The organism is Pseudomonas sp. MF08817 (assembly GCF_059862705.1).
Window position 1 is genome coordinate 158,396 of sequence record NZ_JCBCUY010000003.1, and the last position, 20,281, is coordinate 178,676.

Below are 20,281 nucleotides of genomic sequence, written 5' to 3' on the forward strand. Positions count from 1 at the left end.
GCGGGCAAGCCCACTCCCACAGAAAAACCACCCCAAAAACCTCACTCCAACGGCCCCACCACTTGCCGATAGCGCTCCACCCCTTGGGGTGTCTGGCGGGCCAGGCTGATCTCCAGGCCCAGGGGGTTTTTCTGGCGTTTGCCGGCTGGGCGTTTCCAGCCTTTGCCAGGTTCCCAGGTGCGCACGCTCAATTCGCTGACTTGCTCCAGCAGGGCTACGCCGTCTTGGGGCGCCGGCAGCGGGAAGCGGCTGCGCCCTGGGGCGGCGGCGCGGTACAGGGTGTTGCCCTTGAGCCACCAGCGCACCCGTTGCAGGTCACCGTTGCGTTGCGGGTCGGCGCGGATGATATCCAGGGTAAAGCCCTTGCCGTCGGCGCCGCGCAAGGTCAGGGCGGGCGGGGAGTCAGAGGGCTTGACCGTTTCGTCTTGCAGCAGCGGCTCGATCAGTTCGGTGGTGGCGCGCAGGTCCAGGTCCAGGCGCAATTGGTTCAGTGCGCGCAGCAGGGTTTCGGTCTGCCCGGCGCTGGCCTGCAAATGGCTGTCGGCGCGGGTCACGCTGTCCAGGCCACGCCAGGCGATCAGGCTGACCACCGCCATCAGCATGATCGCCACCATCACCTCGATCAGGGTAAAGCCGCGCTGACAGGCCTTCATTGCACCGCCACCCGCCCGGCGCCATTGCGTTCCACACGGATGCGCTGCTGACCGTCCGATAGCTGCACCGACAGCGGCGGGGTGACCCATTCGCTGTTCAGCACCACGGCGCGGCGCGGCTGCACCTCGATGTTCATGGGCAGGCTGTGCCAGGCGCGGGGGCGCAGTTGCGGGTCGTGGTCGAAATATTCCGTGCCCTTGCCGTTGTCGTTCTGGCGGCTGAAGCGAAAGCCCTTGGCGTCGGCCTGCCAGGTAATCGCCCGGCCATCGGCGCGGGCTTCGGCCTGGGCCACTTGCAGCAATTGCGCCAGTTGCTCGGCATCCTTGCGCAGCAGGTGCAGCGGGTCGGGCTTGATGCTCAGGCTGATAGCGGCGCTGGCGATGCCGACGATCACCAGCACCACCATCAGTTCGATCAGGGTAAAGCCGTGCTGCTTGCAGACTTTCATCGCGCGCTCCTTGACGTCGGTTTTTATCCTGCACGGCGAACATGATGGGCGTGTGAAATAAAAACGTGAGAATTGCCCTGTAGGCTCGGTGGCTGGACAAGCACGAGGTTGCGCCCATGTCATGGATCAAGCGGTTTCATGCCCCCCAAGGGGTACAGGTGGCGGCGCTGCTCGCGGCTGTGGCAGGGGTGGCCCTGTGGTCGACGCTGCTGCTCACTCCGGCCCAATCCCACAGCCCGGTGCCCGCCGCAGCGCCGGTGGCGCAGGTCGAGAGCCCGGCCGTGCAGTGGTTCTCCCAGCAGGCCGCGCAGGTGGACATCAAAGTCAGCGGGGTGATGGCCGGCACGCGCGGAGCGGTGGCGATCCTCAGCCTCAACGGCGGCCCACCGCGCAGCTACCTCGCCGGCGAACGCCTGGCCCAGGGTGTGCGGCTAGTGGCGATCGAGGCCGAGGCGGTGGTGATCGAACAGGGCAAGGGCAACCTGCGCCTGAACGTGGCCAAACTGCCGGACGCGCCGTTTTTGCCGGTGCTGATCCGCCAGTGAGGTGAGTGGCTCGCGCCCGCAATGGGTTTCAGGGCTCAGGCCGTGTTCTTGAGCCACAGCCGTTCGAAGCGGCTAAGAGGCGCAAGGCCTCGCGCACCCTGGGGTCGTTGAACGGCGGTTTTTCCAGGTTCATGTCGAACGACAGCCAGTTGCCGTAGAGGATGCCCAGGCGTAGGCGCCCGCCGTAGCGCGGCTGGTTGTCGGCTACGTTTGCGACGGGCGCCTCGGCGCTGTGGCCGAGGAGCCGCCGGCGGCTGAGTAAATAGGCTTGCATTGGGGGCATGGCTTCAGGCGCCGGCCGGGCCGTTGGCCGAATGCAGGGCCAGTGGTGCAGTGGTGGGGCGGCTCAGGGCGCTGCGTTCGCCGCGAAAGTGCGGCAGGATGTGCTCGCCCAGGCGATAGGCCTCTTCCAGGTGCGGGTAGCCAGCGAGGAAGAACAGGTCGATGCCCAGTTCGTTGTACTCGCGGATGCGCGCCACCACGTTTTCGTAGCTGCCCACCAATGCGCAGCCCGGCGGAATGCCGATGTAGCCCAAGCCGGTCCAGACGTTGGGGTGGGTGAAGAAGTCGTCGAAGCCCTGGGTTTCGCTTTTGCTGGCGAATTCTTCTTCGTAGCTGAGCTTGCGCGCGGTGCGCAGCCCGGCGTGGGCGGCCACGGCCTTGACCGCGCCTTTGGCGATGCCTTCGTCGAAGAAACGTTTGGCTTCGGTGCGGGCCAGCTCTTCAGTCTCGCGGGTGATGACGTCGATGGACAGGCCGAAGCGGATATGCGTGCGGCCGAACTTCAGCGCACGCTCGCGCACGTCGGCGATCAGCCCGCGTACTTCATCCGGGTGCTCGGCGCGCATCAGGTAGAAGTCGGCGTGCTTGGCGGCAAATTCCCGCGCGGCGTTGGACGAGCCGGCGGTGCAGATCAGCGGCAACTCGGCCTTTTTCAGCGGGCCGCGCAGGCCGCCGCCTTCGGCGCGGTAGAAACGGCCCTCGTAGTGGAAGTTCTCGTTGTGCCAATAGCCGCGCACTACGTCCATAAATTCGGTGGCGCGGGCGTAGCGTTCATCGTGGTCGCTGAAGTCGCCGACCTGGCGCTGGAGCGCGTCGGAGCCGCCGTTGATGATGTTCCACACCAGGCGATTGCCGGTGGCGCGCTGGTAGGTGGCGGCCTGCTGCACCGCTACCCACGGGGTGTAGTGGTAGGGCTGGAATGCGGTGACGAACTTGAGGGTGCGGGTTTCCCGGGCCAGCAACGAGCACACGGTCCAGGGCTCTTCGCCGGTGGGCGCGTTGACCATCAGGGCGCCGCCGAAGCCGTTGATCTCGGCGGCGCGGGCGATTTGCCCCAGGTAGTCGATGTAGGTGAAGTGATCGCCCACGCTGAACCCCGAGACGGCGCCGGTGCTCGGCCCGCCACGGTGCCAGTCGCCCCGGTTGCGCGGGTCGCCGGGGAGGAATTGGGTTTCGCCGTGCAGGGGCAGGCGGGTGAAGAATTCGATGCTCATGGTTGGGTCTCCGGCTTACTGCACGCTGGGGTTGCAGAGTGGGGTGATGGGGTGGTCGCTGATGACTTTGCGGGCGAAGGGCACGGAATCCTTGAGGGACGCGTTGACCGTTTCGCTATGGCCCAGGCCTTTGTGCAAGTGGCCTTCGACCACCGAACCGGTCTTGCAGGCGTCAGTTTGCCGGGGACGGCCGGCCGCCTGGGCGGCCATGGACAGCGTCAAGGCGCTGAGGCCAAAGGCCAGGAAGTGGGGGCGTTTCATCGGGATGGCCCTATCAAGGTGTGGTAGTGAGTTGGCCGCGTAGGGCGGGCCAGTAGTCGGTGAGTGCGAGGTCGATCAGCGCCTGATGGGTGTAGCCGGTGGCCAGGGCCTGGCTGATGTCGTAGGGCGCGCGGATCAGGCGATTGGCCAGGGCGTAGGCGCTGAGGGCCTGGTAGTGGGCCTTGAGTTGCTGGTCGTTCTTGGGTGCCCAGCGTTCCTTCCAGGCCACCGGGTCGTCCTGGTCGTCGCGGCGCAGCACACTTTCGGCAGTGCCGGCGCGGGAGGAGAGCTGGTAGTAGGCGTCCTGGTTCTGCTCCTGGGAGATCCACCACGCGGCCTTCACCCACGCGGTGGCCAGTAACTGGGTGATGTCCGGGTGCTGTGCGATGAAGCGGTCGGTGCCCCATAGGTCGGAGATCAGCCGCCAATCGTTGGCCCCCTGTTTGCTTGACCAGAGGATGCGGCCCACGCCTTTGTCTTCCAGGGCGTAGGCCTCATTGAGCAGCACCGCGGCATCGACCTTGCCAGCGGCCACCGCTGCGGCGCCGACCTGGGGGTTAAGGTTGGCGATCTTGAAGTCATCGAGCCTCAAGCCCTGGCTACCCAAGAAGTTGCTGAAGGCGAACTCCCACGGGCGGCCACGGTGCAGGGCCAGGCGTTTGCCCTTGAGGTCGGCGATGCTCTTGGCCGTGGAGTGGGCGGGTACCACCAGGTAGATGTTGTTGCCATTGCCGCCGGGCACGATCAGCTTGCCCGGCACGCCACCCGCGCCGGCGATTACCGACGGCAGGTCGCCGCGTACGGCGAAGTCGATGCTGTTGTTGCTGAAGCCTTCGTTGATCTGCGGCCCGGCGCCGGCATGGGGCAGGGCGATCCAGTCCAGCTGGATGCCGCGCTCGTCGAGCTGCTGTTGCAGCCAACCTTCCTCAATGACCCGCCCAGCGATCCCGCCGAACACCGGTTTGCCGCCCTGGGTGAAGGCGACGATGGCGATCTTCACCGACTCGGGCGCCGGGGCAGCGACTCCCTGGCCCAGCCAGAGGGCGGCAAGAGCGGCCAGGCTGTTGCGCCAAATATTCTTCATGGGACATCCCCTTCAATAACGGGCCGGGTGATCCGGCGTTTGAAGGAGGCAGAGCAGATTGCATGCCAGCGTCTTTTTTATGCGATTAAGTGGCTGTTTTTAATTGGTTTTTACGGTTTTTTCGGGGCGGCCGCTCCAGCCCTGAATGTTGCTCAGTAGGCAGGTGGGTGCTGGCGACGTGTTGCTCTAGCAACACCGTGGATGCTTGAAATCCATATATCTCTAAATGGAATATGTAAATACTAATTAATAATTATTTAGTCTAATGATCTTCATGCACTATGGATTCCGCGCTTTTACTGCCAGGAATGCACCATGTCCCTCATCACCCATCCCCATGCCCGCGAACTGACCAAGTCGGTACGGGCCACCGTGCTGGTGTTCAAAGACCCGCGGTCCCAGGAGTTGCTGAGCCGCATCGAGCGCCTGGCGCCCAGCGAAGCCAATACATTGATTATTGGCGAGACCGGTACGGGCAAGGAGTTGGTGGCGCGGCACATTCATAAGCTCAGCCGCCGTGGCAGCGAGCCCTTTGTGGCGGTGAACTGTGGCGCGTTCGCCGAAACCCTGGTGGAAAGCGAACTGTTCGGCCACGAAAAAGGTGCGTTCACCGGCGCGACAAGCAACAAGGCCGGGTGGTTCGAGGCGGCCAATGGCGGCACGCTGTTCCTCGATGAAATCGGCGACCTGCCGCTGAACATGCAGGTCAAGCTGCTACGGGTGCTGCAAGAGCGCGAAGTGGTGCGCCTGGGCTCGCGCACGCCGATCCCCATCAACGTGCGCCTGGTGGCGGCCACCAACGTCAACCTGGCGGACGCGGTGGTGGCGGGGCACTTTCGCGAAGACCTGTTCTACCGTTTGCACGTCGCTACCATTCGCCTGCCACCGCTGCGCGAACGCCCCGGCGATATCCTGCCCCTGGCCGAATTTTTCCTTGAGGAACACTGCCAGCGCCTGGGCTACAACCGCGCCACCATGAGCCCCGAAAGCGAGCGCAAACTGCTGGCCCACAGTTGGCCCGGCAACATCCGCGAGCTGGAAAACGCCATTCACCATGCCTTGTTGGTGTGCCGCCACCAAGTGGTGCAACCGGCGGACCTGCATCTGGTGGACATGCGCTCCTCGGGCATTCGCCAGGAACAATCTACTGCGCTGCACACCACCAGTACCGCACCAGCAGACCTGGAGGCGGCGCTCAATGCACTCTTCGAGCAAAACATCCCGGATTTGTACGAGCGCATCGAAGAAACCATTTTTCGCACGGCCTACCGCTATTGCCACGGCAACCAGTTGCAGACCGGGCGCTTGCTCAACATCAGCCGAAATATCGTGCGGGCGCGGCTGGAAAAAATCGGCGAACTTACACGCCCGGCATTGGGTGGCCACGGCTAACGCCGCGTGAGCTTCCTGTGCAAGGTCAAGGCGTTAGCACGCGCGCTCGCGGCAGATCCTGATGCAATAGCCATGACAGCGTCTTGGGCAAGGAGTTAAATCTTTTAGAATTCAGGGGGTTGCCAAGTCATATGTTCTTCTCCATAATGCCGCCCATCGCTGCGGCGCTTGATTCTAGGCGGCCACAGGATAAGAGTTCGGATCCTTAGCTTGGCTTCTGTATCCCGCTCCAGTTTGTATACGGTTGGTGTGGTTTTTGAGCACCGAACGTTTGAGGCCGAGTAGCAAAATGGTTATGCAGCGGATTGCAAATCCGCCTACGCCGGTTCGATTCCGACCTCGGCCTCCACTCTTAAAAACCCCGTAGATCAATGGTCTACGGGGTTTTTTATTGGACGGGAAAAAGTAGTCAGACTGACGTTGACTATGTACAACAATGTCAATGTCGTCTCGGTATTGGTGTTCTTGCTTAATTCGATTACTAGTGTGACAATTTGTTATTTTTACTGGCTGGAAAAAGAATGGCTAATTTAGGAGGAGGCATGTCGCAAGCTGCAGAGGTGAGTAGTAGCGCAAGACCTGTAGTATTGATCCATGTACGGTTTTCGTTAATCCTTGACTCGGCCGGTGGAGCCTGGAAGGGACAGCGGCTGTCCAGCGATATGACCCAGCATATTGCTAGGATTCTTGATCCCGATCGTATAAAAACCCGACGCGACATCTTCTTCGGATACTCCATCCCCTTGCTGGTAAAGGCGATGGAGCAGCATTCTGATATGGATATCCGTATTCTGGTTCATGCATCCAACTTGCTCCCAGAAGAAATCAAGAATGAAATTGCTCAGTTGCAGTCTATTGATACATGTTTTCATGTAAGGTTCTATGCGGTTGATGATTATTATGATATGCGTGGCGAAATCGATGCGGTGTTGTCGCAGCATTATGGTCATCTCAAAGAATCAATTGTAGTACCAGCTATGCGACTTGATGACGACGATCTTCTATCTCATAACTACTTTCATATCCTTAAGAAATATGCGAACCCTAATTTTGCGGGTTATACCATTCATTCGCCTCGAGGTTATGAGGCGCTTTATAATAATGGCGAGTTTGTTGCTTATGCTATGATGGACGCACCGAAAACCGGAATTGGTTTGGCGCATATCGCTATTTGGTGTCCAGTCAAGAAAGGTTTTACTTCAGAATTCATTTTGCCGCCAGGACCTCATCGAAATACAGATATGAAAGCTCCTGTAATCCTCGATGGGTCAAGAAATGTAATATTCAGGACCAAGCACTCTTTTAACGATGCAAGAGCTACGCGCGCCGGCTACTCGTTCACCCAACTAGATGAATTAGAAAGTCGCTTCTTCAGGGATAAAATCGACCCTAACGATCAGGATCTTCATGAGAATTTCCCAACGCTTAAACGTATTCCGATAAGTGACAGTTAAAGGTTTTTCGTCTCGGGTTGGGGGATGAAGCTTTAGATGAATAAGTGCTTGACAATTGATGGTCTTCGTAGTTGAGCGCACCGCATGAGCTAGGCAGGCGAAGGTTGCACATCACGCTAGTGTGGTGGGTTGGCACTTATTTAGGCTTCCACGCTAAATTAAGATCCGTAGGTCGTTGATTTACCGATTTTTTATTTTCGCAAGCCTGTGAGGTTTTGTTTTTGAAAACCCCGCTGCGCAGCTTGCGTCATCGGGGCTGGATGTATATATTTCTCCCCCTGCTGCATGGGTAAACGAGCGAGCTGGTGGTTATATCCAGTGGGCTTTTTACTCAACTCGCGCTACCGCCCGAATGGCGAAACTGGTAGACGCATGGGACTTAAAATCCCCCGCTCGTAAGGGCGTGCCGGTTCGATTCCGGCTTCGGGCACCATTTTCGCTTCTCAGGCATTACCAAGCCTTCTCAAAAAGCCCGGCTGGCATTGTCCTTCGGGTTTTTTTGTTCTCAGCTCTTCTCAGCTAATCTCACCCCTTCTCATAATTTTTAGTACATTCATCAGCACATCTGAATTCGACTGCTCATGGTGATGTACTAATGCCCCTTACTGACACAGCCGTCAGGCAAGCAAAGCCCAAAGACAAAGACTACAGCCTCAGCGATACCGCGGGTCTGTCTTTGTTCGTCGCCGCCAAAGGCACGAAAGCGTGGCACTTCCGTTTCTCATGGCACGGACAGCAGCCACGAATATCCCTGGGCACCTATCCAGAAATCTCCCTGAAAGAAGCTCGCGAGCGCCGAGACGAGGCCAGATCCCTTATTGCCAAGGGTGTCGACCCTCGATCTCAGCGCCGCGAAGAAAAACGTGCCGCCAGTACCGGTGCCGTCAAAACATTCGAGGTAGTGGCCAAAGAGTGGTACGACTTCAAGCTGCCTCGATGGGCCAAGGCCAAGAAGGGCGCTGCCGTGCAGGCTCAGCTCTATTTGGACAAAGACCTAGTTCCAGCACTAGGCAAAATCCCCATTGCAGACGTGAGGCGCGCCGACGTACTTGCGGCCCTGAGGGTTATCGAGAAGCGGGGAGCGCTCAACGTAGCTCGAAAATGCAGGACCTGGCTCAACGAAATATTCCGCTTTGGCATCGCTTCTGATTATTTGGAGATCAATCCTGCGGCGGATCTGGATATCGTGGCTGCTAAAGAGCCACCAGAAAAGCATAACCCCATGCTTAGGCAGAAGGAGCTGAAAGAGTTTTTAGAGGCGTTGAATGGTACTGACGTCACGGAATACACAAAGAGCGCCATCCGGATATTGCTGCTAACAGCAGTGCGCACAGGCGAGCTGCGCAACGCAATGTGGTCACAGTTCGACCTTGATGGAGCGCTTTGGACCATTCCAGCATCAAGCGTGAAGCAATTGCAAAAGGTAATCAGGGCGAAAGGAGGGGATAACGTACCGCCTTATTTGGTGCCGCTATCGCGACAGGCGGTTGCTGAGGTGCGCAAGGTGCATGAGTTGACCGGCCGCTATAAATTGCTGATCGCAGGCCGGAGTGACCCGAGCAAGCCAATCAGTGACGGCACGGTCAACGTTGCATTACGACGAATGGGATATGAAGGCAGACTGACCGGGCACGGTATCCGTGCCACGATTTCAACGGCCTTGAACGAGATGGGTTACAACGAGGACTGGATCGAGGCGCAGCTTTCGCATGCGGGTTCAAGCAAGATCAGAAAGACATACAACCACGCAGAGTACGTGGAGCAGCGCCGGGGGATGATGCAGTATTGGGCCGACTATCTGGACGGGCTGATGACGACCTAGGCCTAGCGCGCCCTATGACGGGTAGCAGCCCGGCTTGCTGCCCACGCTTCGACTTCCGAGCGAATCCAGGCCACGGCTTGCTCTCCCACCTTGGCCTGGCGTGGAAACTTTCCCCCAACGGCCATCCGGTAAATGGTCGCCGTGCTGAGACCCGAGATGCGGCGGACTTCCGGCAAGCGGATGTATTCGATAAATTGATCGGTATGTGCGGTATTCATTTGATGCTCCATGCCGCGCGTGGCGGCAGAAGGTGGGTTAGCGGGTGGCTTTGGCGATTGCGGCGTCTGCAACCTTCATTGCTGCCTGGGCGTCATTCACATAGGCAGGATCGAAACCACCGCACAGATGGATAGTTGCCTGGCAGGCGCGCAGGTTCTCTCGGGTGAGTTTCAGCGCCGCGACCAACTCTTCGCCCAGCGCACGCTCCTCCCGGCCGATATCCCAGAAGCGCTGCCCCCAGTGATCCGCCGGCGGCGGGTTGACGTTCTGGGCGCCCATGGCCAGGGCGCCGACAATCGCGTCGCACAAATCGCGCTTGTAGGTGTTGTCGCCGTCGATGCTCAGGCCGCGCCGGCGCAGCGCGCTGACCACCTCGTTTCTATCCAGGCCCTGATCTTCAAGAATGATGTCTCGCTCCGGCTCGCCCGGGGTAACAATGACCAGGGCAAGCTTGGCGCCCGGCGTGCAGTACCCGCTGAGCTTGACCAGGGCATCGTTGGCTGCTTCGTGGAATCGCTGAACTGCTGACATAGGAATACCTCGCCCGCCGCTCACCGGCAGGTATGTAGGGGAATGGAGTAATGGCGTTTTGCCTAGATATCTGTGTCGCTTGGATGGGTGTAAAACGGGTATTCAATCCACCCGGTCGCCAGGAGGGCGCATGCCACACCAACTAGATATCCCGATTGCGCACGCCTACCGGGGCCACACAATGTTTCTCAAGTTCGTCTGGCGGCGCCCGAACGACGACGCACCGATTGCCGCGAAGATCATCGAGCCCGCGCAAATTGACGGGCTGGGCGAGGTCGCGGCTGAGCTGACCGGGCCTTGGCCCGACTACCCGGCAGCAATTGATGAGGCAACGGCTGCTGCTGAGCGTTGGATCGACAGCCAATTGCCTTGAGGCCGCTCACCGGCAGGCATGTAGGGGGATTGGGGTTAGGCTGCTGGGTGTTGCACTGTGTCGCGGAAGACATCCATCTGCGCCGCGCCGTCGAGCCAGGCAGCTGCGACCCGGCGTTCAGCCATTGCGGCATATGCCGGGTTAAGTTCGCACAGGATCGATTTGCGACCTTCCTGCATGGCGACCACCGCTGTAGTGCCGGCACCGCCGAAAGGGTCAAGCACGACGCCGCCGAGTGGCGCGCCGGCCAGGATGCAAGGTCTGATCAGGTCCGGAGGGAAGGTCGCGAAGTGCGCGCCCTTGAAACCTTGCGTCGGCACCGTCCACACACTGCGCTTGTTACGAGTGTCCAAGGGCCAGGCACTTTCCTCTCGATCTGGCCGGTGTGTTCCCAGTGACTGCCCAGGGATAGGTTGCTCTCGCTTTGAATCATCGCGCTTGAAACTATCCCGCTTGCTGCGCACAGCTTTCATCGGGCCGTTTGACTTTCCGGGGACTCGATCACTGCCGCGCTGTTGCTCGAGATCCTGAGCCATTCGTGTGATCGAACTGAGCGCTACAGGCTCCTTGATCGCATCTTGGTCATAGTAGTAGCGTGGCGACTTGCTCAGCAGGAACAGGTACTCGTGCGACTTTGTGCACCGGTCCCTGGTGGATTCAGGCATTGGATTCGGCTTGTGCCAAATTATGTCCTGGCGCAGGTACCAGCCATCATCTTGAAGGGCGAAGGCGAGGCGCCAGGGGATGCCCATCAAGTCTTTCTGCTTGAGCCCTATCGGCGGTGATCGTCGCTTGCCACGCAGCACCGCTCCACGCGTCGCCTGAGAAACCATGTCGTGCTTACCTGCTGATCCACCAGGCGCGTATCCGCCCGCGATTGATGCGTAGGTGTCGCCCATGTTCACCCAAACAGTACCGTCATTACGCAGCACTCGGCGCACCTCGCGGAACACTTCTACCAGGCGCGCGATAAATTCAGCGGGTGTTTCCTCCAAGCCGATCTGGCCGGTCATGCCGTAGTCCCGCAGCCCGTAGTAGGGCGGTGACGTGACGCAGGTGTTTACCGACTGATCCTGCAGCGTCCGCATCGACTCAATGCAGTCGCCGATCAAAACGCGATGCTGTTTCATGGCCTGGGCCCTTTGTAGATGAAGACGTAGGCGAACCAGAGGGTGGCGATCATGGCGTCACCCTTTCAGCCGCCTGCAATTCGGCGTGGAGTTCGGCAGCCAGGCCAACCGGCCACCAGTAGCGCGCACGCTGATAATCCGGATAGCTCTCTTCGCGAATCACCAGGCCCTTTTGGCGAAGGGCCTTGAAGATGCTGAGCACTGACGGTGCAGATGTGCCAAGACGGTGCGCAACCTGATAGCTAAGGCCGCCCATGCCGAACACGCACGCCTGGTCACCAAGTACCAGCTTCTCGCAATCCTTCTGATGCAGGTACGGCCGGCTGTCTCGATAGAGGTGGGCGTTTTTCCGCCCGATTTTTCGCAGCTCATCGAGGACGAGTTGCTGTTTTTCCGTGAGCTTCACCGTTTTCATGGGCGAGTTCGTCCTTGCCGCTATAGCGGCTGACTTTGAAGGGGGAGGGGTTACAGGTTTTGCGGGTGGAGTACGGATGTACTCCTATCGGGTTTTGGCTAATCGGCCAGACGCCGGAAGCCCATCGAGTAGATCAACTCCGCACGGGCCTGGCCGATGCCGTCAATGCGCTTGAGCCAGCCTATCGATTCATCGCGAGATGCGAACGCTGGTGCACCAGGATGCGGGGTAAAGCGAAGCGCTGCTTTGTAGGCTGCATCCAGGGCGTCATCCAAATCACCGCCGGCCTTTTTGGCTTCGTTGAAGGCGATGATCATCTTCGCCCGGGCGTCGTAGCAGCGCTCCACCGGCATGCATGCCATTTGCTCAGCCTGCACGCCGTCAATCGTTTGGTTGGTGGTCATACAGCCTCCCTCGTTACCAGATCATGGGCATTCACAACCGTCATGCCGAGGCGTTCGGCGATCAGGACTTCCAGGCGGGCACCCTTTGAATGCTCCCAGCCGGGCAGGGTGGCCACGGTGTCGCAGTCCATCAGGGCGGCAATGTCGCGGCGCATGCAGTCGTTCCAGGTGCCGCCGTCTGGGTTGAGTTCGGCGGGGTTGGTGACGGTGTGGCCGCCGGCGCGCAGGTTATCGGTCATTGCGGCGAAGGCCGGGAAGTTGAGGCCGGGCAGGCCGGTCATGGGGCCGCTGAGGTAGATGCGCTTCATGCGGGCACCTTCGGCGTGTAGGTCAGCGCGCCGGCAATGATCGCTTCCTTGATGGCCTCGAATTCCCAGGCGTAATACTGCGATTCCACGTAGACGCGCATCTCGCCGTAGTCGTGCTGCTTGCGGCGGATGAATGCCTCGGCCGCGTCTTTCGTGAAGTGGCTGTTCACAATCTCCCAGCGCTTGTTCCAGCCAGTGACGGTGTGATCGTCAAGCTCTCCGAGCAACTCCCACTGATCGTCGACGCTGAGCCCCAGGAAGTCGCACTCGAAGTCTTGTTGCACCCTGGCGTTCAGTTCGGCCTGGTCTTCCTCGTCGCAGTCCTCCCAGTATTCTTCAGGGCTGAACCACGAGCAGTCCTCGCGGCAAACCACCAGACCTTCCGCGTAGTCCGGCTCATATCCGTAATCAATGCGCTTGGTCTGCACGGTAAACAGCGCTGCCGCTGTGTGGTGCCATTTAACGCCGGCGCCGTTGCAGTCATGGCGAAGACGGTTCACGAAGTCTGCCCAGGTAGCAGCGTCAAGGCCGTGGCCGGTTGCCAGGCTCGGCGCGGGCTCAGCGATTTGGGTTTCTGTAGGCATGGGGAGTCCTTGCCGGGCCATGCCCGGGCTGTGGTGCTACGATGGCCCCTTCCTCTAAATGGGCTGGGCCATGACAAAGCACGATATTTACGATGACATCGAAGGCTTTCAGGTTTGGAACTACATGGAGTGCGACAAGGACGAGGAAGGCCGGGAGACCTGGCGTATCAACGTCGAGGTGAAGCGCGGTGGTGAGGTGGTGGTGCCTGTTGTTGCTGGTGACCGAACCTATGTTGACCGTGGCCTGGCGCAGGTCGCGGGCCGAGAACTGGGAGCCAAGCTGATTGCTGGGCGATGAGTGACCAAAATCAACCCTTCTGGTAAGTCTTGGTCAGTGCTGAGTTGACCATGTTGCCGCGCTTTAGCACAACATTCGCCAGGGCGGCGCGATCCTTCTGGCTGTGGCTGGCTTGGCTGAGCAGGCCGAAGTAACTGTTGGCGGTCTCGCGCAGATCCTCGGCGGGCGCTGCCGCTGTGCGCTTCAGCGCCTGGGCCAGGGATCGCTTGCGGGTTGTCCTGCACCAGGGCTTGATGACGTGGCCAACGAAGTCAACGCCGCGGTCTACCGGTTGCAGGATGGTCTTCGCGGGGTTGAGCCTGGCGCTCAGGCTGGGCAGGAACGCTTCGATCTGGGCCAGCCATTGGTTGAGCTGCTGTGGCGACTCATGCAGGAACACGAAGTCATCGACGTAGCGGATATAGTGCCTGGCTTTGAGCGTGTGCTTAGCGAACTGATCCAGGGCGTTCAGGTACACGTTGGCGAAGAACTGCGACGACAGGTTGCCGATGGGCAGGCCTAGGTGTGAAGGCTGGGCAGCGAGGCGCTTGTGCTGCGGCACCCGGTTGAACAGATGGGCCGGGCTGCGCACCTCGTAGTCTTCGCGGGGGTCGTGCATCAGGATCTGTTCGGCCAGGGCCAGCCACCAGGGTTCGGTGATCTTGGCGGCCAGTTGCTTGCGCAGCACCTCTTTGTCGATGGCGACAAAGAAGTTGGCCAGGTCCAGCTTGAGGTAGAAGACGGGCTTCGACCAGTTCTGGCTGGCACTGCGGATCTTCGACTCAAGGCGCTTTGCGGCGTACAGCGTGCCGCGCCCTTTGATGCAGGCGCAGCTGTCGGCGATGAAAGTGGCCTCGATACCGGCGCCGATGTGGTTGTACAGCAGGTGGTGCACGACGCGATCCCGAAAGGCTGCAGCCCAGACTTCCCGGGCTTTCGGTCGGGTAACGACGAAGCAGATGGAGCGGCCTGGCCGGTAAGTGCCGGCGGTCAGGTCGTTGTGAAGCGCTACCAGGTTCTGTTCCAGGTTCATCTCGAAAGCCAGCGCGCTGTCGCTGTTGCGCTTGGAGCGCCGGCAGTCGTAGTAGGCCTGGACCAAATCGCAGAACGGGTAGGGACCAACAGTCGAATCTGCGGACGGGGCGGACGTGGAGCTCGTTGTTCTTGTCGTTGTTGTTCTGATTGCCATCATCGAAGTTCATGTTGAATGCGTTGTTGGCGGAGCGCTGCGACCTATCGTGCTATCTACGTCGCCTAGCCGAAGGCATAGCCGATCAGCAAGGAAACTGCGCAAGACCTGCCCGGACGCTTTAGACCGGCGGTATCTTTGATGCGCATGGCGGTGACCCCGGGGTCAGCGGCACGACCAGATTCAATTCGCACAGACCTGAAAGCCGTGGCTCTCAGATGGCGGGCGCGGTTGGGGTGGAGCGTTTCCAGGCGTTGGCCTGCTTACCAATGGAGGTTGTTACCTCGATGGCCTTGGCATGCTGCGGGATGCTGATGAAGCGGCTCTCCTTGAAGAGGCGCATCAGGAACTCAACCACCTGCACCCTCTCGACCAGTTGCGTTAGGTGAGGGCGTTTATCTTTGGTGGCATTGGCTCGGGCGATCAGCATCAAGACTTCAATGCACTCGTCGATGATGCGCTTGCCGAGTGACTGCTTGAGGTCCCGAGGGATATTCCGGGTCAGGGTGGTGGCCATGTACAGCAGGCCCATGGCGGCTTTGTAGATCGATAATTCGGTGTGCATTCCCATTGCGGTACAGCTCCTAGAAGCAACCGCCCGCGAGCGGGCGGATTAAATAAGCGAATTAATCAATGAGCAATTCACTGCGGACGGGGCGGACGTGGAGCTCGTCGTCCTTGCCGTCGTAGTCCTGATTGCCATCAGCGAAGTGCATGCTGAATGCGATGTTGGCGGAGCGCTGCGTGCTGGAGTAGTACCAGCGCGGCTGGAAGGCCTCGGAGCCGCCCACCTTGAACGCCTCGACAGCCGTCTGCCCGGGCGACTCTTCGGTGTACAGCTTGCCCACCGGCAGACTGTTCGGGTTGTCACCGTCCCGGCCCCAGCAGTAGTTGGCGTCGGCCGTTGGCTTAAGGTTGCGGTACTGCAACTCCTGCTGGTCACGGGCAGGGATCGCCCAGTCGCTGAAACCGCCGATGTTCAACCCCAAAACCTTCTGGGCCAGCTCGCTGCCCGCCGCGGCCATGGCCTCGGTGTTGGCCCGACCATCAATGAAGCTGTCCGCGCCCTCGATCAGCGCGCCGCGCCTGCCCCAGGTGCCGCACAGTTCGTGCTCGGCGCCGGCGGTGACGTTCAGGTAACGCTTGCCCGTCTCCAGATCGACGGTGATGCCGGAGACGAACCCGCCGCCGTAGGCCTCGCCGATCTGGGGGAGGGTGGTTGCTGTTGCTGCTTTGGCTGCTACTGGCATGGTGATTCCTCTTTTCGTGGGCAACAAAAAAGGCGCTGGTGCGCCTCGGGCCGATCAAAAGCAATGAATGAAGGATTAAATAAATTTCCTGCGGACGGGGCGGACGTGGAGCTCGTCGTCCTTGCCGAAGTAGTACTGAATGCCAACAACGAAGTCCATGAGGAATGCGGTGTTGGCGGAGCGCTGCGAACTCGACCAGTAGGCACCCTCGGCGATCAGGTCGTACGCCCAGACCTGATAGAGCTGGGATGCCGCTGGCAGGTCGAAGTCGCTATGGCCGTCAGCGGTGTATGCGCGGGCCGCTTCGGCTGCTGGGTGGCCACCTGCCGCGATCAGCGCGTCTGTATTGGCCTTGCCGTCCCACTTGCTGATGGCTTTCGACTCTTCTTTGTAGCGGCCCCACTTGAGTTCGCCAAGGCTTTTGGTGCCGAGGATCAGGTAGTGGGCAGGCACATCGCCGCGGGCAGGGACGAAGCCGGCGTTGATGCCGCCTTCACCGGGCCAGTGCTCGCCGATGGCTGGGATGTCACCCGCCGAAATCGGCTGAACATTCGCAGCCTGCGGCAGCGTCTGAGAGAGCATGCCGAGCGCGAACAACTGCACCATGCGTTCTGCGGGGCCTTTGAGCTTGAAGTCGTCAATCTCGACTGAAATCGTCTTGGCTTTCATTGGTGTTCCTCAGGTAGGCGCCGCCCTCCGGTTACCGGATGCAGCGAGTAGGGTGGGTTATTCGTCGTGGGAGATGCGAAGGGCTTCGCGGTTATAGGCGAGCAGCAATTTTGCCGACACGTTTTCGGGTATCACGTATTCGTGTCGCGGCGGGGAGAGGAACTGCGCCGACCCTGCTGGGCCCAGGCCGTGCAGGTGGTGAATCATCAGCGTCATGGCCTCGCCCTGTTCCTCGATGCCGTGCCAGGCCATCAGGTCAGCCAAGGCCTGGCGAGTGCCGGCCATGGTGTGGAGTCGCAACTCTTCCTCGCCGCGAGTCTTTCGCCTCGCCGCAGTCTTTGCCGATCGTTCTTTCTGCGCGGCAGCCATGGCCTACCTCTTCTATTCCGCTGGCCGGCAGTGCGAGCCATGTTTGACGTTTGCGTTGCTGGGTTCGGGCTATGCGGCGCATGAATCGACCTTCACCTGGTGCCAGGCGCCGACCGCTTCGAAGATCCGCGCTGCGTGCGCCTCGTCCAGTGACATCGCTTCGGGGATGGCGATCCAGCCAGAAGCCACCATCTGGCTTTGATTGGCCTCGTCTCGCAGCTTCTTGTAGCAATGCTCGATCACGTCTTCCAGGTGGTCGGAGAGGTAGACGCCGTCGGGCGCTACCTCCACCGACTTGCTGTAGCGGTCGCCGCGTGCATCGATGCAAAGCGCGCTGAGGTAGATCGTCCAGCGGTGGGGGATGCCGCATACGGCCTGGCCAATCTTCCCCGGTGCGATGCTCTTGAGTGACTTGTAGTTGACCATGCCCTGACGTCCGCTTGGATCGATGTTCACTACCGCTACGTGGTTGGTGGCCAGTAGCGCCCGGCAGGATCTATCAATGCGGGCCTTGAGGTTGTGAGGCTTCCTTTTGCTCATAGTGAGTCCGCCATTTTTCTCAGTGCCCGCCGCTCACTCAGTGATAGAGCCTTGGGTTTTCGCTTGAGTATCGTGTCGGGATCTATCCGAGTAGAGCGGGGCGGTGGAAGTGGATTGCGCGGCGGGCTTTTGAGTTGGGAAATCTGCCCGCCTGCGGCCATGTACTGTGCGACTTGGGCCGATATCGCTTCGGCGCTTTTGCGCTGCTGTTCGACCAGGTTGAGGTGGTTGCTAATCATGCCGCGATCCCCAGAACTTGGTTCAAGCGTTCGTCGAGGATTTCGTAGAAGGTTTTCACCCGCTCCGATAGCTTGCGGATCATGGCCTCATCCCGGTAGGCGCGCTTGATGAACATAGGCATGCCTGGCCAGTAGCAAACAAAGTCGATCCACTCGCGCTCCGAGATCCATAGGCCTCCCTGACACTGGGCGACGTGCTCCTTGGGGATTTCGCCGGATAGGATCACCTCGACTTGGAATTTCGGGAGCTTGGTTTTGATTTCCGTCAGCCCAGTCTTGCCCACCAGCGAATCGGGCGAATAGCCAGCGCCGTGGTTGAGGATGATTGCCACCTGCTTCGTTTCAGTTTCCTCGCGCTGCTCGTAGAGCTTACGGGCCACTCCTTCCAGCTCATGGCCACGCTCTGTGTGGCGGTTACCTTGGAATGGGTCGGCCGCCTCACCGGTGATGCGCTCGCCGATCAGCGTGTTCATGTAGGTGAAGGCGCCGGCTCCGAAACCTGATTCGCCTTTGCCGTTGACCAGCAGGCACTCCAACTCGGAGCAAGTGACGATGCCCAGGCGCAGGGCCAGCCACTCAGGGGAGCCTTGTTCGACCTCAGTGATTATCTGCATGGTCATTGCCTCCCGGCTTGCTGCGCCGCCTTGGCCGCTTTTGATATTGAGTTGTTAAGTCCAGCTACTACGCCGTCAAACGCTGACTTCGCGATCTGCCCAGGGTCGCCGTACATCTTTTCAAAGTTGGCGTGAACAGCCTCGCTGCACTTATCCAGCAAGGCCTGAACCTGCCTTGCCTGGGCGGGGGTGACCAGTTGATCGGACGGTTCGACATAGCCGTCGTTGTCGTTGTCGTCGCCGCTGGTGATGTTGAGCAGGGCGCACATCACATACCGCTTTCCGTAGGTCGTGGTCGAGCCAACCGATTGCACAGCGCTGCGCCCGGCGCCGGTATCCAGCGGCAGGATCATGGTCGTTTCTTCGCGGTGCCCAGCCTTGTGCATCAGGATTCCGGTAATGCTGACGCCGTTGGCCTGGTTGATGATCTTGAATGACACGCCAAAGCCAAACTTGGCCATGACCGGGCGCACGGCGTAGTTGATGTCGTCCAGATCGGCGTACATCTTCTTGGTGTGCGTGTTCTCGGTGCGCTTCTCGACAGATGGCATCTCGCACTGCATTTCAGCGAACGAGGCGTTGAAGGCTTCGAGTGCGCTTTTTGCTTCCATCCGATCTTGAAGCGAGATCAGGCGCTCCAGCTTGTCCATGTCGCATCGAGGGTCTAGGGCAAGCCGGCTGATAGTGGAAAGCATGCTGATTTCCTGCGCTGGCTGGGCGGCCATTTGGCGATCGCGCTCCAGCGGCATAATGATTTCTTGCGACATGGCTATAGCCTCAAAAATGGATAGTGATGTGGGGGACCTCGCCGCGGGCGATCTTCAGGACGATGGCCTTGGCCAGCTCTTCGCTGATGTTCATGCCGATCAAAGCTTGCTTGGCTTCGCCCAGGATTTTCGACTTGTGCGCTACGTCGGCCTGGCGTGCTTTTTGCTGGCGCAGGATTTCATCTGCCGCTGCGTTGGCTCTGGCTACTTCAGCCAGTCGCGCCTGCTCCACGGCTTCTTCCTGTCGGCGGATTGCAGTCAGCCGGTCTTGCTCGGCGCGCTGCTCGACTGCCAACTGGTCGGCCTTGGCCTGGGCGGCATGGCGCTCTGCCTGTTCTGCCTGGAGCTGCAGTTGCAGGCGCTGGCGTTCGGCTGCGGCTTCTGCATCGCGGGCGGCCTGTTCGGTTGCCCGCTGCGCTGCTGCGGCCTGCTCCAGCAACTCCTGCTCGCGGCGCGCTGCTGCGTCACGCTCAGCTTTCGCGCGCTCTTCTGCCTGGCGCTGGGCCTGCTCAGCCGCTACGCGTGCAATCTCTGCATCGCGGTCGCGCTGGGCCTGCGCTTCTGCCTCGGCGCGCAGCCTGACCAGTTCGGCTTGCTCGGCCTCGTACTGGGTGCGCTCGGCCAGAATGCCGCGCAGCTTGGCCAGGGTCTGATCCTTCGCCTGGGCGGCTTCGGCCAAGAACTCTTCCCAGGTGTCGTTCATTTCGATGGCTTCAAGGTCGGCGATTACCCGGGCAACTACGGACGCCGGAGGTGTTTCGCCGAACAGCGCCATGTCCTTGATGTCCTGGATGCCGTCGACGTGTTTGTCGGTGCGGGCCAACTCTGCCTGTTCCCAGTCCGTCAGCGGCTTGCGGGTAGCATCGCGCAGGTTATCCATCTTGGTGACAAACTCGCGCAACTCGGCCTCGACGACCTTCGGCATTTCCTTGAGGCGCTTCAGGTAGTCGCGGCCCGGCTTCTCGACGGCTGCCTTCGACTTGCTGACCTTCGCGGCCAGCGAGGCAATGCGCTCGCGCCCCTTGCGGCTGGCCAGGTCGGGCACCTCGCCGGTGACTTCGGCCTGTACCGCGTCGAAGAACTGGCCCAAGCCGCCGGTGACGTAGATGGTCGGCGCGTTGTCGGCGCTGATGTCGTCAATGGTGATTACTTGCTGTTGTGCGGACATTAGAAATCCCTGCCGCGATGCTCGCAGCGATTGAAGGTGTTGGTTACTGGGTAACGTGACCGGCGTAGGCGCTTGCGAG

At 60.2% G+C, this 20,281-nt stretch carries 28 protein-coding genes, 2 tRNA genes and 1 pseudogene; 8 read left to right on the top strand and 23 right to left on the bottom strand.

Annotated elements, in window-relative coordinates:
* Positions 1–41: 41 nt before the first annotated feature.
* Both AC19YR_RS03420 and gspH read right to left on the bottom strand, forming a co-directional pair.
* Positions 42–653, bottom strand: coding sequence for a type II secretion system protein GspJ (locus AC19YR_RS03420; protein WP_500597146.1), 612 nt, complete (start codon positions 651–653; stop codon positions 42–44).
* Complete coding sequence (gspH, locus tag AC19YR_RS03425) at positions 650–1,102, bottom strand: type II secretion system minor pseudopilin GspH (protein ID WP_095108494.1); 453 nt, start codon at positions 1,100–1,102, stop codon at positions 650–652. Before gspH ends, AC19YR_RS03420 begins: the two co-directional genes overlap by 4 nt.
* A 116-nt stretch (positions 1,103–1,218) precedes the next feature.
* Here gspH and AC19YR_RS03430 point away from each other — a divergent pair, with 116 nt between their 5' ends.
* Complete coding sequence (locus AC19YR_RS03430; protein WP_500597148.1) at positions 1,219–1,647, top strand: type II secretion system protein N; 429 nt, start codon at positions 1,219–1,221, stop codon at positions 1,645–1,647.
* Positions 1,648–1,675: 28 nt separating this feature from the next.
* Here AC19YR_RS03430 and AC19YR_RS03435 read toward each other — a convergent pair whose 3' ends face one another.
* The 4 genes and pseudogenes from AC19YR_RS03435 to AC19YR_RS03450 form a co-directional block, all read right to left on the bottom strand.
* Complete coding sequence (locus AC19YR_RS03435) at positions 1,676–1,930, bottom strand: hypothetical protein (protein ID WP_500597210.1); 255 nt, start codon at positions 1,928–1,930, stop codon at positions 1,676–1,678.
* Positions 1,931–1,934: 4 nt separating this feature from the next.
* Positions 1,935–3,143, bottom strand: a complete 1,209-nt coding sequence (locus AC19YR_RS03440) for an LLM class flavin-dependent oxidoreductase (protein WP_500597149.1) — start codon at positions 3,141–3,143, stop codon at positions 1,935–1,937.
* Positions 3,144–3,158: 15 nt separating this feature from the next.
* Positions 3,159–3,320 (bottom strand): annotated as a pseudogene (locus tag AC19YR_RS03445) (alpha/beta hydrolase); the annotation flags it as partial.
* A 97-nt stretch (positions 3,321–3,417) separates the two neighbouring features.
* Positions 3,418–4,488 (bottom strand): ABC transporter substrate-binding protein, encoded by a 1,071-nt coding sequence (locus AC19YR_RS03450; RefSeq protein ID WP_500597151.1) that lies wholly within the window; start codon positions 4,486–4,488, stop codon positions 3,418–3,420.
* 315 nt (positions 4,489–4,803) lie between these two features.
* On the opposite strand from AC19YR_RS03450, the gene AC19YR_RS03455 reads away from it, so the two are divergent.
* The 5 genes from AC19YR_RS03455 (at position 4,804) to AC19YR_RS03475 (ending at position 9,156) form a co-directional block, all read left to right on the top strand.
* Positions 4,804–5,880: a sigma-54 interaction domain-containing protein gene (locus tag AC19YR_RS03455; RefSeq protein WP_500597153.1), complete on the top strand. Its 1,077-nt coding sequence runs from the start codon at positions 4,804–4,806 to the stop codon at positions 5,878–5,880.
* Positions 5,881–6,155: 275 nt separating this feature from the next.
* Positions 6,156–6,229 (top strand) — tRNA-Cys (locus tag AC19YR_RS03460).
* Between the two features lie 172 nt (positions 6,230–6,401).
* Entirely contained in the window at positions 6,402–7,334 is a 933-nt protein-coding gene (locus AC19YR_RS03465; RefSeq protein WP_500597154.1) for a glycosyltransferase, read from the top strand.
* Positions 7,335–7,680: 346 nt separating this feature from the next.
* A tRNA-Leu gene (locus AC19YR_RS03470) sits at positions 7,681–7,767 on the top strand.
* Positions 7,768–7,929: 162 nt separating this feature from the next.
* Positions 7,930–9,156, top strand: coding sequence for a tyrosine-type recombinase/integrase (locus tag AC19YR_RS03475; protein WP_500597156.1), 1,227 nt, complete (start codon positions 7,930–7,932; stop codon positions 9,154–9,156).
* A 2-nt stretch (positions 9,157–9,158) separates the two neighbouring features.
* Here AC19YR_RS03475 and AC19YR_RS03480 read toward each other — a convergent pair whose 3' ends face one another.
* On the bottom strand, positions 9,159–9,374 hold the full coding sequence (locus tag AC19YR_RS03480) for a helix-turn-helix transcriptional regulator (protein WP_500597157.1): 216 nt from the start codon (positions 9,372–9,374) through the stop codon (positions 9,159–9,161).
* Positions 9,375–9,411: 37 nt separating this feature from the next.
* A complete protein-coding gene (locus AC19YR_RS03485) occupies positions 9,412–9,906 on the bottom strand; it encodes a hypothetical protein (RefSeq protein WP_500597158.1) in 495 nt (164 codons plus the stop codon).
* A 130-nt stretch (positions 9,907–10,036) separates the two neighbouring features.
* Here AC19YR_RS03485 and AC19YR_RS03490 point away from each other — a divergent pair, with 130 nt between their 5' ends.
* Positions 10,037–10,279, top strand: a complete 243-nt coding sequence (locus AC19YR_RS03490; RefSeq protein WP_220172829.1) for a hypothetical protein — start codon at positions 10,037–10,039, stop codon at positions 10,277–10,279.
* Between the two features lie 35 nt (positions 10,280–10,314).
* Here AC19YR_RS03490 and AC19YR_RS03495 read toward each other — a convergent pair whose 3' ends face one another.
* The 5 genes from AC19YR_RS03495 to AC19YR_RS03515 form a co-directional block, all read right to left on the bottom strand.
* Positions 10,315–11,409, bottom strand: coding sequence for a DNA-methyltransferase (locus AC19YR_RS03495; protein WP_500597160.1), 1,095 nt, complete (start codon positions 11,407–11,409; stop codon positions 10,315–10,317).
* Positions 11,410–11,458: 49 nt separating this feature from the next.
* The gene (locus AC19YR_RS03500; RefSeq protein WP_500597162.1) at positions 11,459–11,824 is read right to left on the bottom strand and encodes a hypothetical protein; all 366 of its coding nucleotides are present in this window, start codon (positions 11,822–11,824) and stop codon (positions 11,459–11,461) included.
* A gap of 98 nt (positions 11,825–11,922) precedes the next feature.
* A complete protein-coding gene (locus AC19YR_RS03505) occupies positions 11,923–12,228 on the bottom strand; it encodes a hypothetical protein (RefSeq protein ID WP_500597164.1) in 306 nt (101 codons plus the stop codon).
* Positions 12,225–12,536: a DUF4406 domain-containing protein gene (locus tag AC19YR_RS03510; protein WP_500597165.1), complete on the bottom strand. Its 312-nt coding sequence runs from the start codon at positions 12,534–12,536 to the stop codon at positions 12,225–12,227. Before AC19YR_RS03510 ends, AC19YR_RS03505 begins: the two co-directional genes overlap by 4 nt.
* On the bottom strand, positions 12,533–13,120 hold the full coding sequence (locus tag AC19YR_RS03515; RefSeq protein ID WP_500597167.1) for a hypothetical protein: 588 nt from the start codon (positions 13,118–13,120) through the stop codon (positions 12,533–12,535). Before AC19YR_RS03515 ends, AC19YR_RS03510 begins: the two co-directional genes overlap by 4 nt.
* Positions 13,121–13,190: 70 nt before the next feature.
* Here AC19YR_RS03515 and AC19YR_RS03520 point away from each other — a divergent pair, with 70 nt between their 5' ends.
* A complete protein-coding gene (locus AC19YR_RS03520) occupies positions 13,191–13,418 on the top strand; it encodes a hypothetical protein (protein ID WP_095111010.1) in 228 nt (75 codons plus the stop codon).
* A gap of 10 nt (positions 13,419–13,428) precedes the next feature.
* Here AC19YR_RS03520 and AC19YR_RS03525 read toward each other — a convergent pair whose 3' ends face one another.
* The 10 genes from AC19YR_RS03525 to AC19YR_RS03570 form a co-directional block, all read right to left on the bottom strand.
* The gene (locus AC19YR_RS03525; RefSeq protein WP_500597169.1) at positions 13,429–14,589 is read right to left on the bottom strand and encodes an RNA-directed DNA polymerase; all 1,161 of its coding nucleotides are present in this window, start codon (positions 14,587–14,589) and stop codon (positions 13,429–13,431) included.
* Between the two features lie 211 nt (positions 14,590–14,800).
* A complete protein-coding gene (locus AC19YR_RS03530; RefSeq protein ID WP_500597171.1) occupies positions 14,801–15,157 on the bottom strand; it encodes a four helix bundle protein in 357 nt (118 codons plus the stop codon).
* A gap of 55 nt (positions 15,158–15,212) precedes the next feature.
* The gene (locus AC19YR_RS03535; RefSeq protein WP_500597173.1) at positions 15,213–15,836 is read right to left on the bottom strand and encodes an Lcl C-terminal domain-containing protein; all 624 of its coding nucleotides are present in this window, start codon (positions 15,834–15,836) and stop codon (positions 15,213–15,215) included.
* A 75-nt stretch (positions 15,837–15,911) separates the two neighbouring features.
* Positions 15,912–16,505: a DUF1566 domain-containing protein gene (locus tag AC19YR_RS03540; RefSeq protein WP_500597175.1), complete on the bottom strand. Its 594-nt coding sequence runs from the start codon at positions 16,503–16,505 to the stop codon at positions 15,912–15,914.
* A gap of 57 nt (positions 16,506–16,562) precedes the next feature.
* On the bottom strand, positions 16,563–16,874 hold the full coding sequence (locus AC19YR_RS03545) for a hypothetical protein (RefSeq protein ID WP_095110524.1): 312 nt from the start codon (positions 16,872–16,874) through the stop codon (positions 16,563–16,565).
* Between the two features lie 69 nt (positions 16,875–16,943).
* Positions 16,944–17,414, bottom strand: coding sequence for a hypothetical protein (locus AC19YR_RS03550; RefSeq protein WP_500597177.1), 471 nt, complete (start codon positions 17,412–17,414; stop codon positions 16,944–16,946).
* Positions 17,411–17,653 (bottom strand): hypothetical protein, encoded by a 243-nt coding sequence (locus AC19YR_RS03555; protein WP_500597179.1) that lies wholly within the window; start codon positions 17,651–17,653, stop codon positions 17,411–17,413. The genes AC19YR_RS03550 and AC19YR_RS03555 overlap by 4 nt, the downstream gene beginning before the upstream one ends.
* Entirely contained in the window at positions 17,650–18,267 is a 618-nt protein-coding gene (locus AC19YR_RS03560; RefSeq protein WP_500597180.1) for a lambda exonuclease family protein, read from the bottom strand. Before AC19YR_RS03560 ends, AC19YR_RS03555 begins: the two co-directional genes overlap by 4 nt.
* 2 nt (positions 18,268–18,269) lie before the next feature.
* Positions 18,270–19,034, bottom strand: a complete 765-nt coding sequence (locus tag AC19YR_RS03565) for an ERF family protein (RefSeq protein WP_500597182.1) — start codon at positions 19,032–19,034, stop codon at positions 18,270–18,272.
* A 10-nt stretch (positions 19,035–19,044) separates the two neighbouring features.
* Positions 19,045–20,202 carry a hypothetical protein gene (locus AC19YR_RS03570; protein WP_500597183.1) on the bottom strand — a complete coding sequence of 386 codons (1,158 nt, stop codon included), beginning with the start codon at positions 20,200–20,202 and terminating at the stop codon, positions 19,045–19,047.
* Positions 20,203–20,281: the final 79 nt, after the last annotated feature.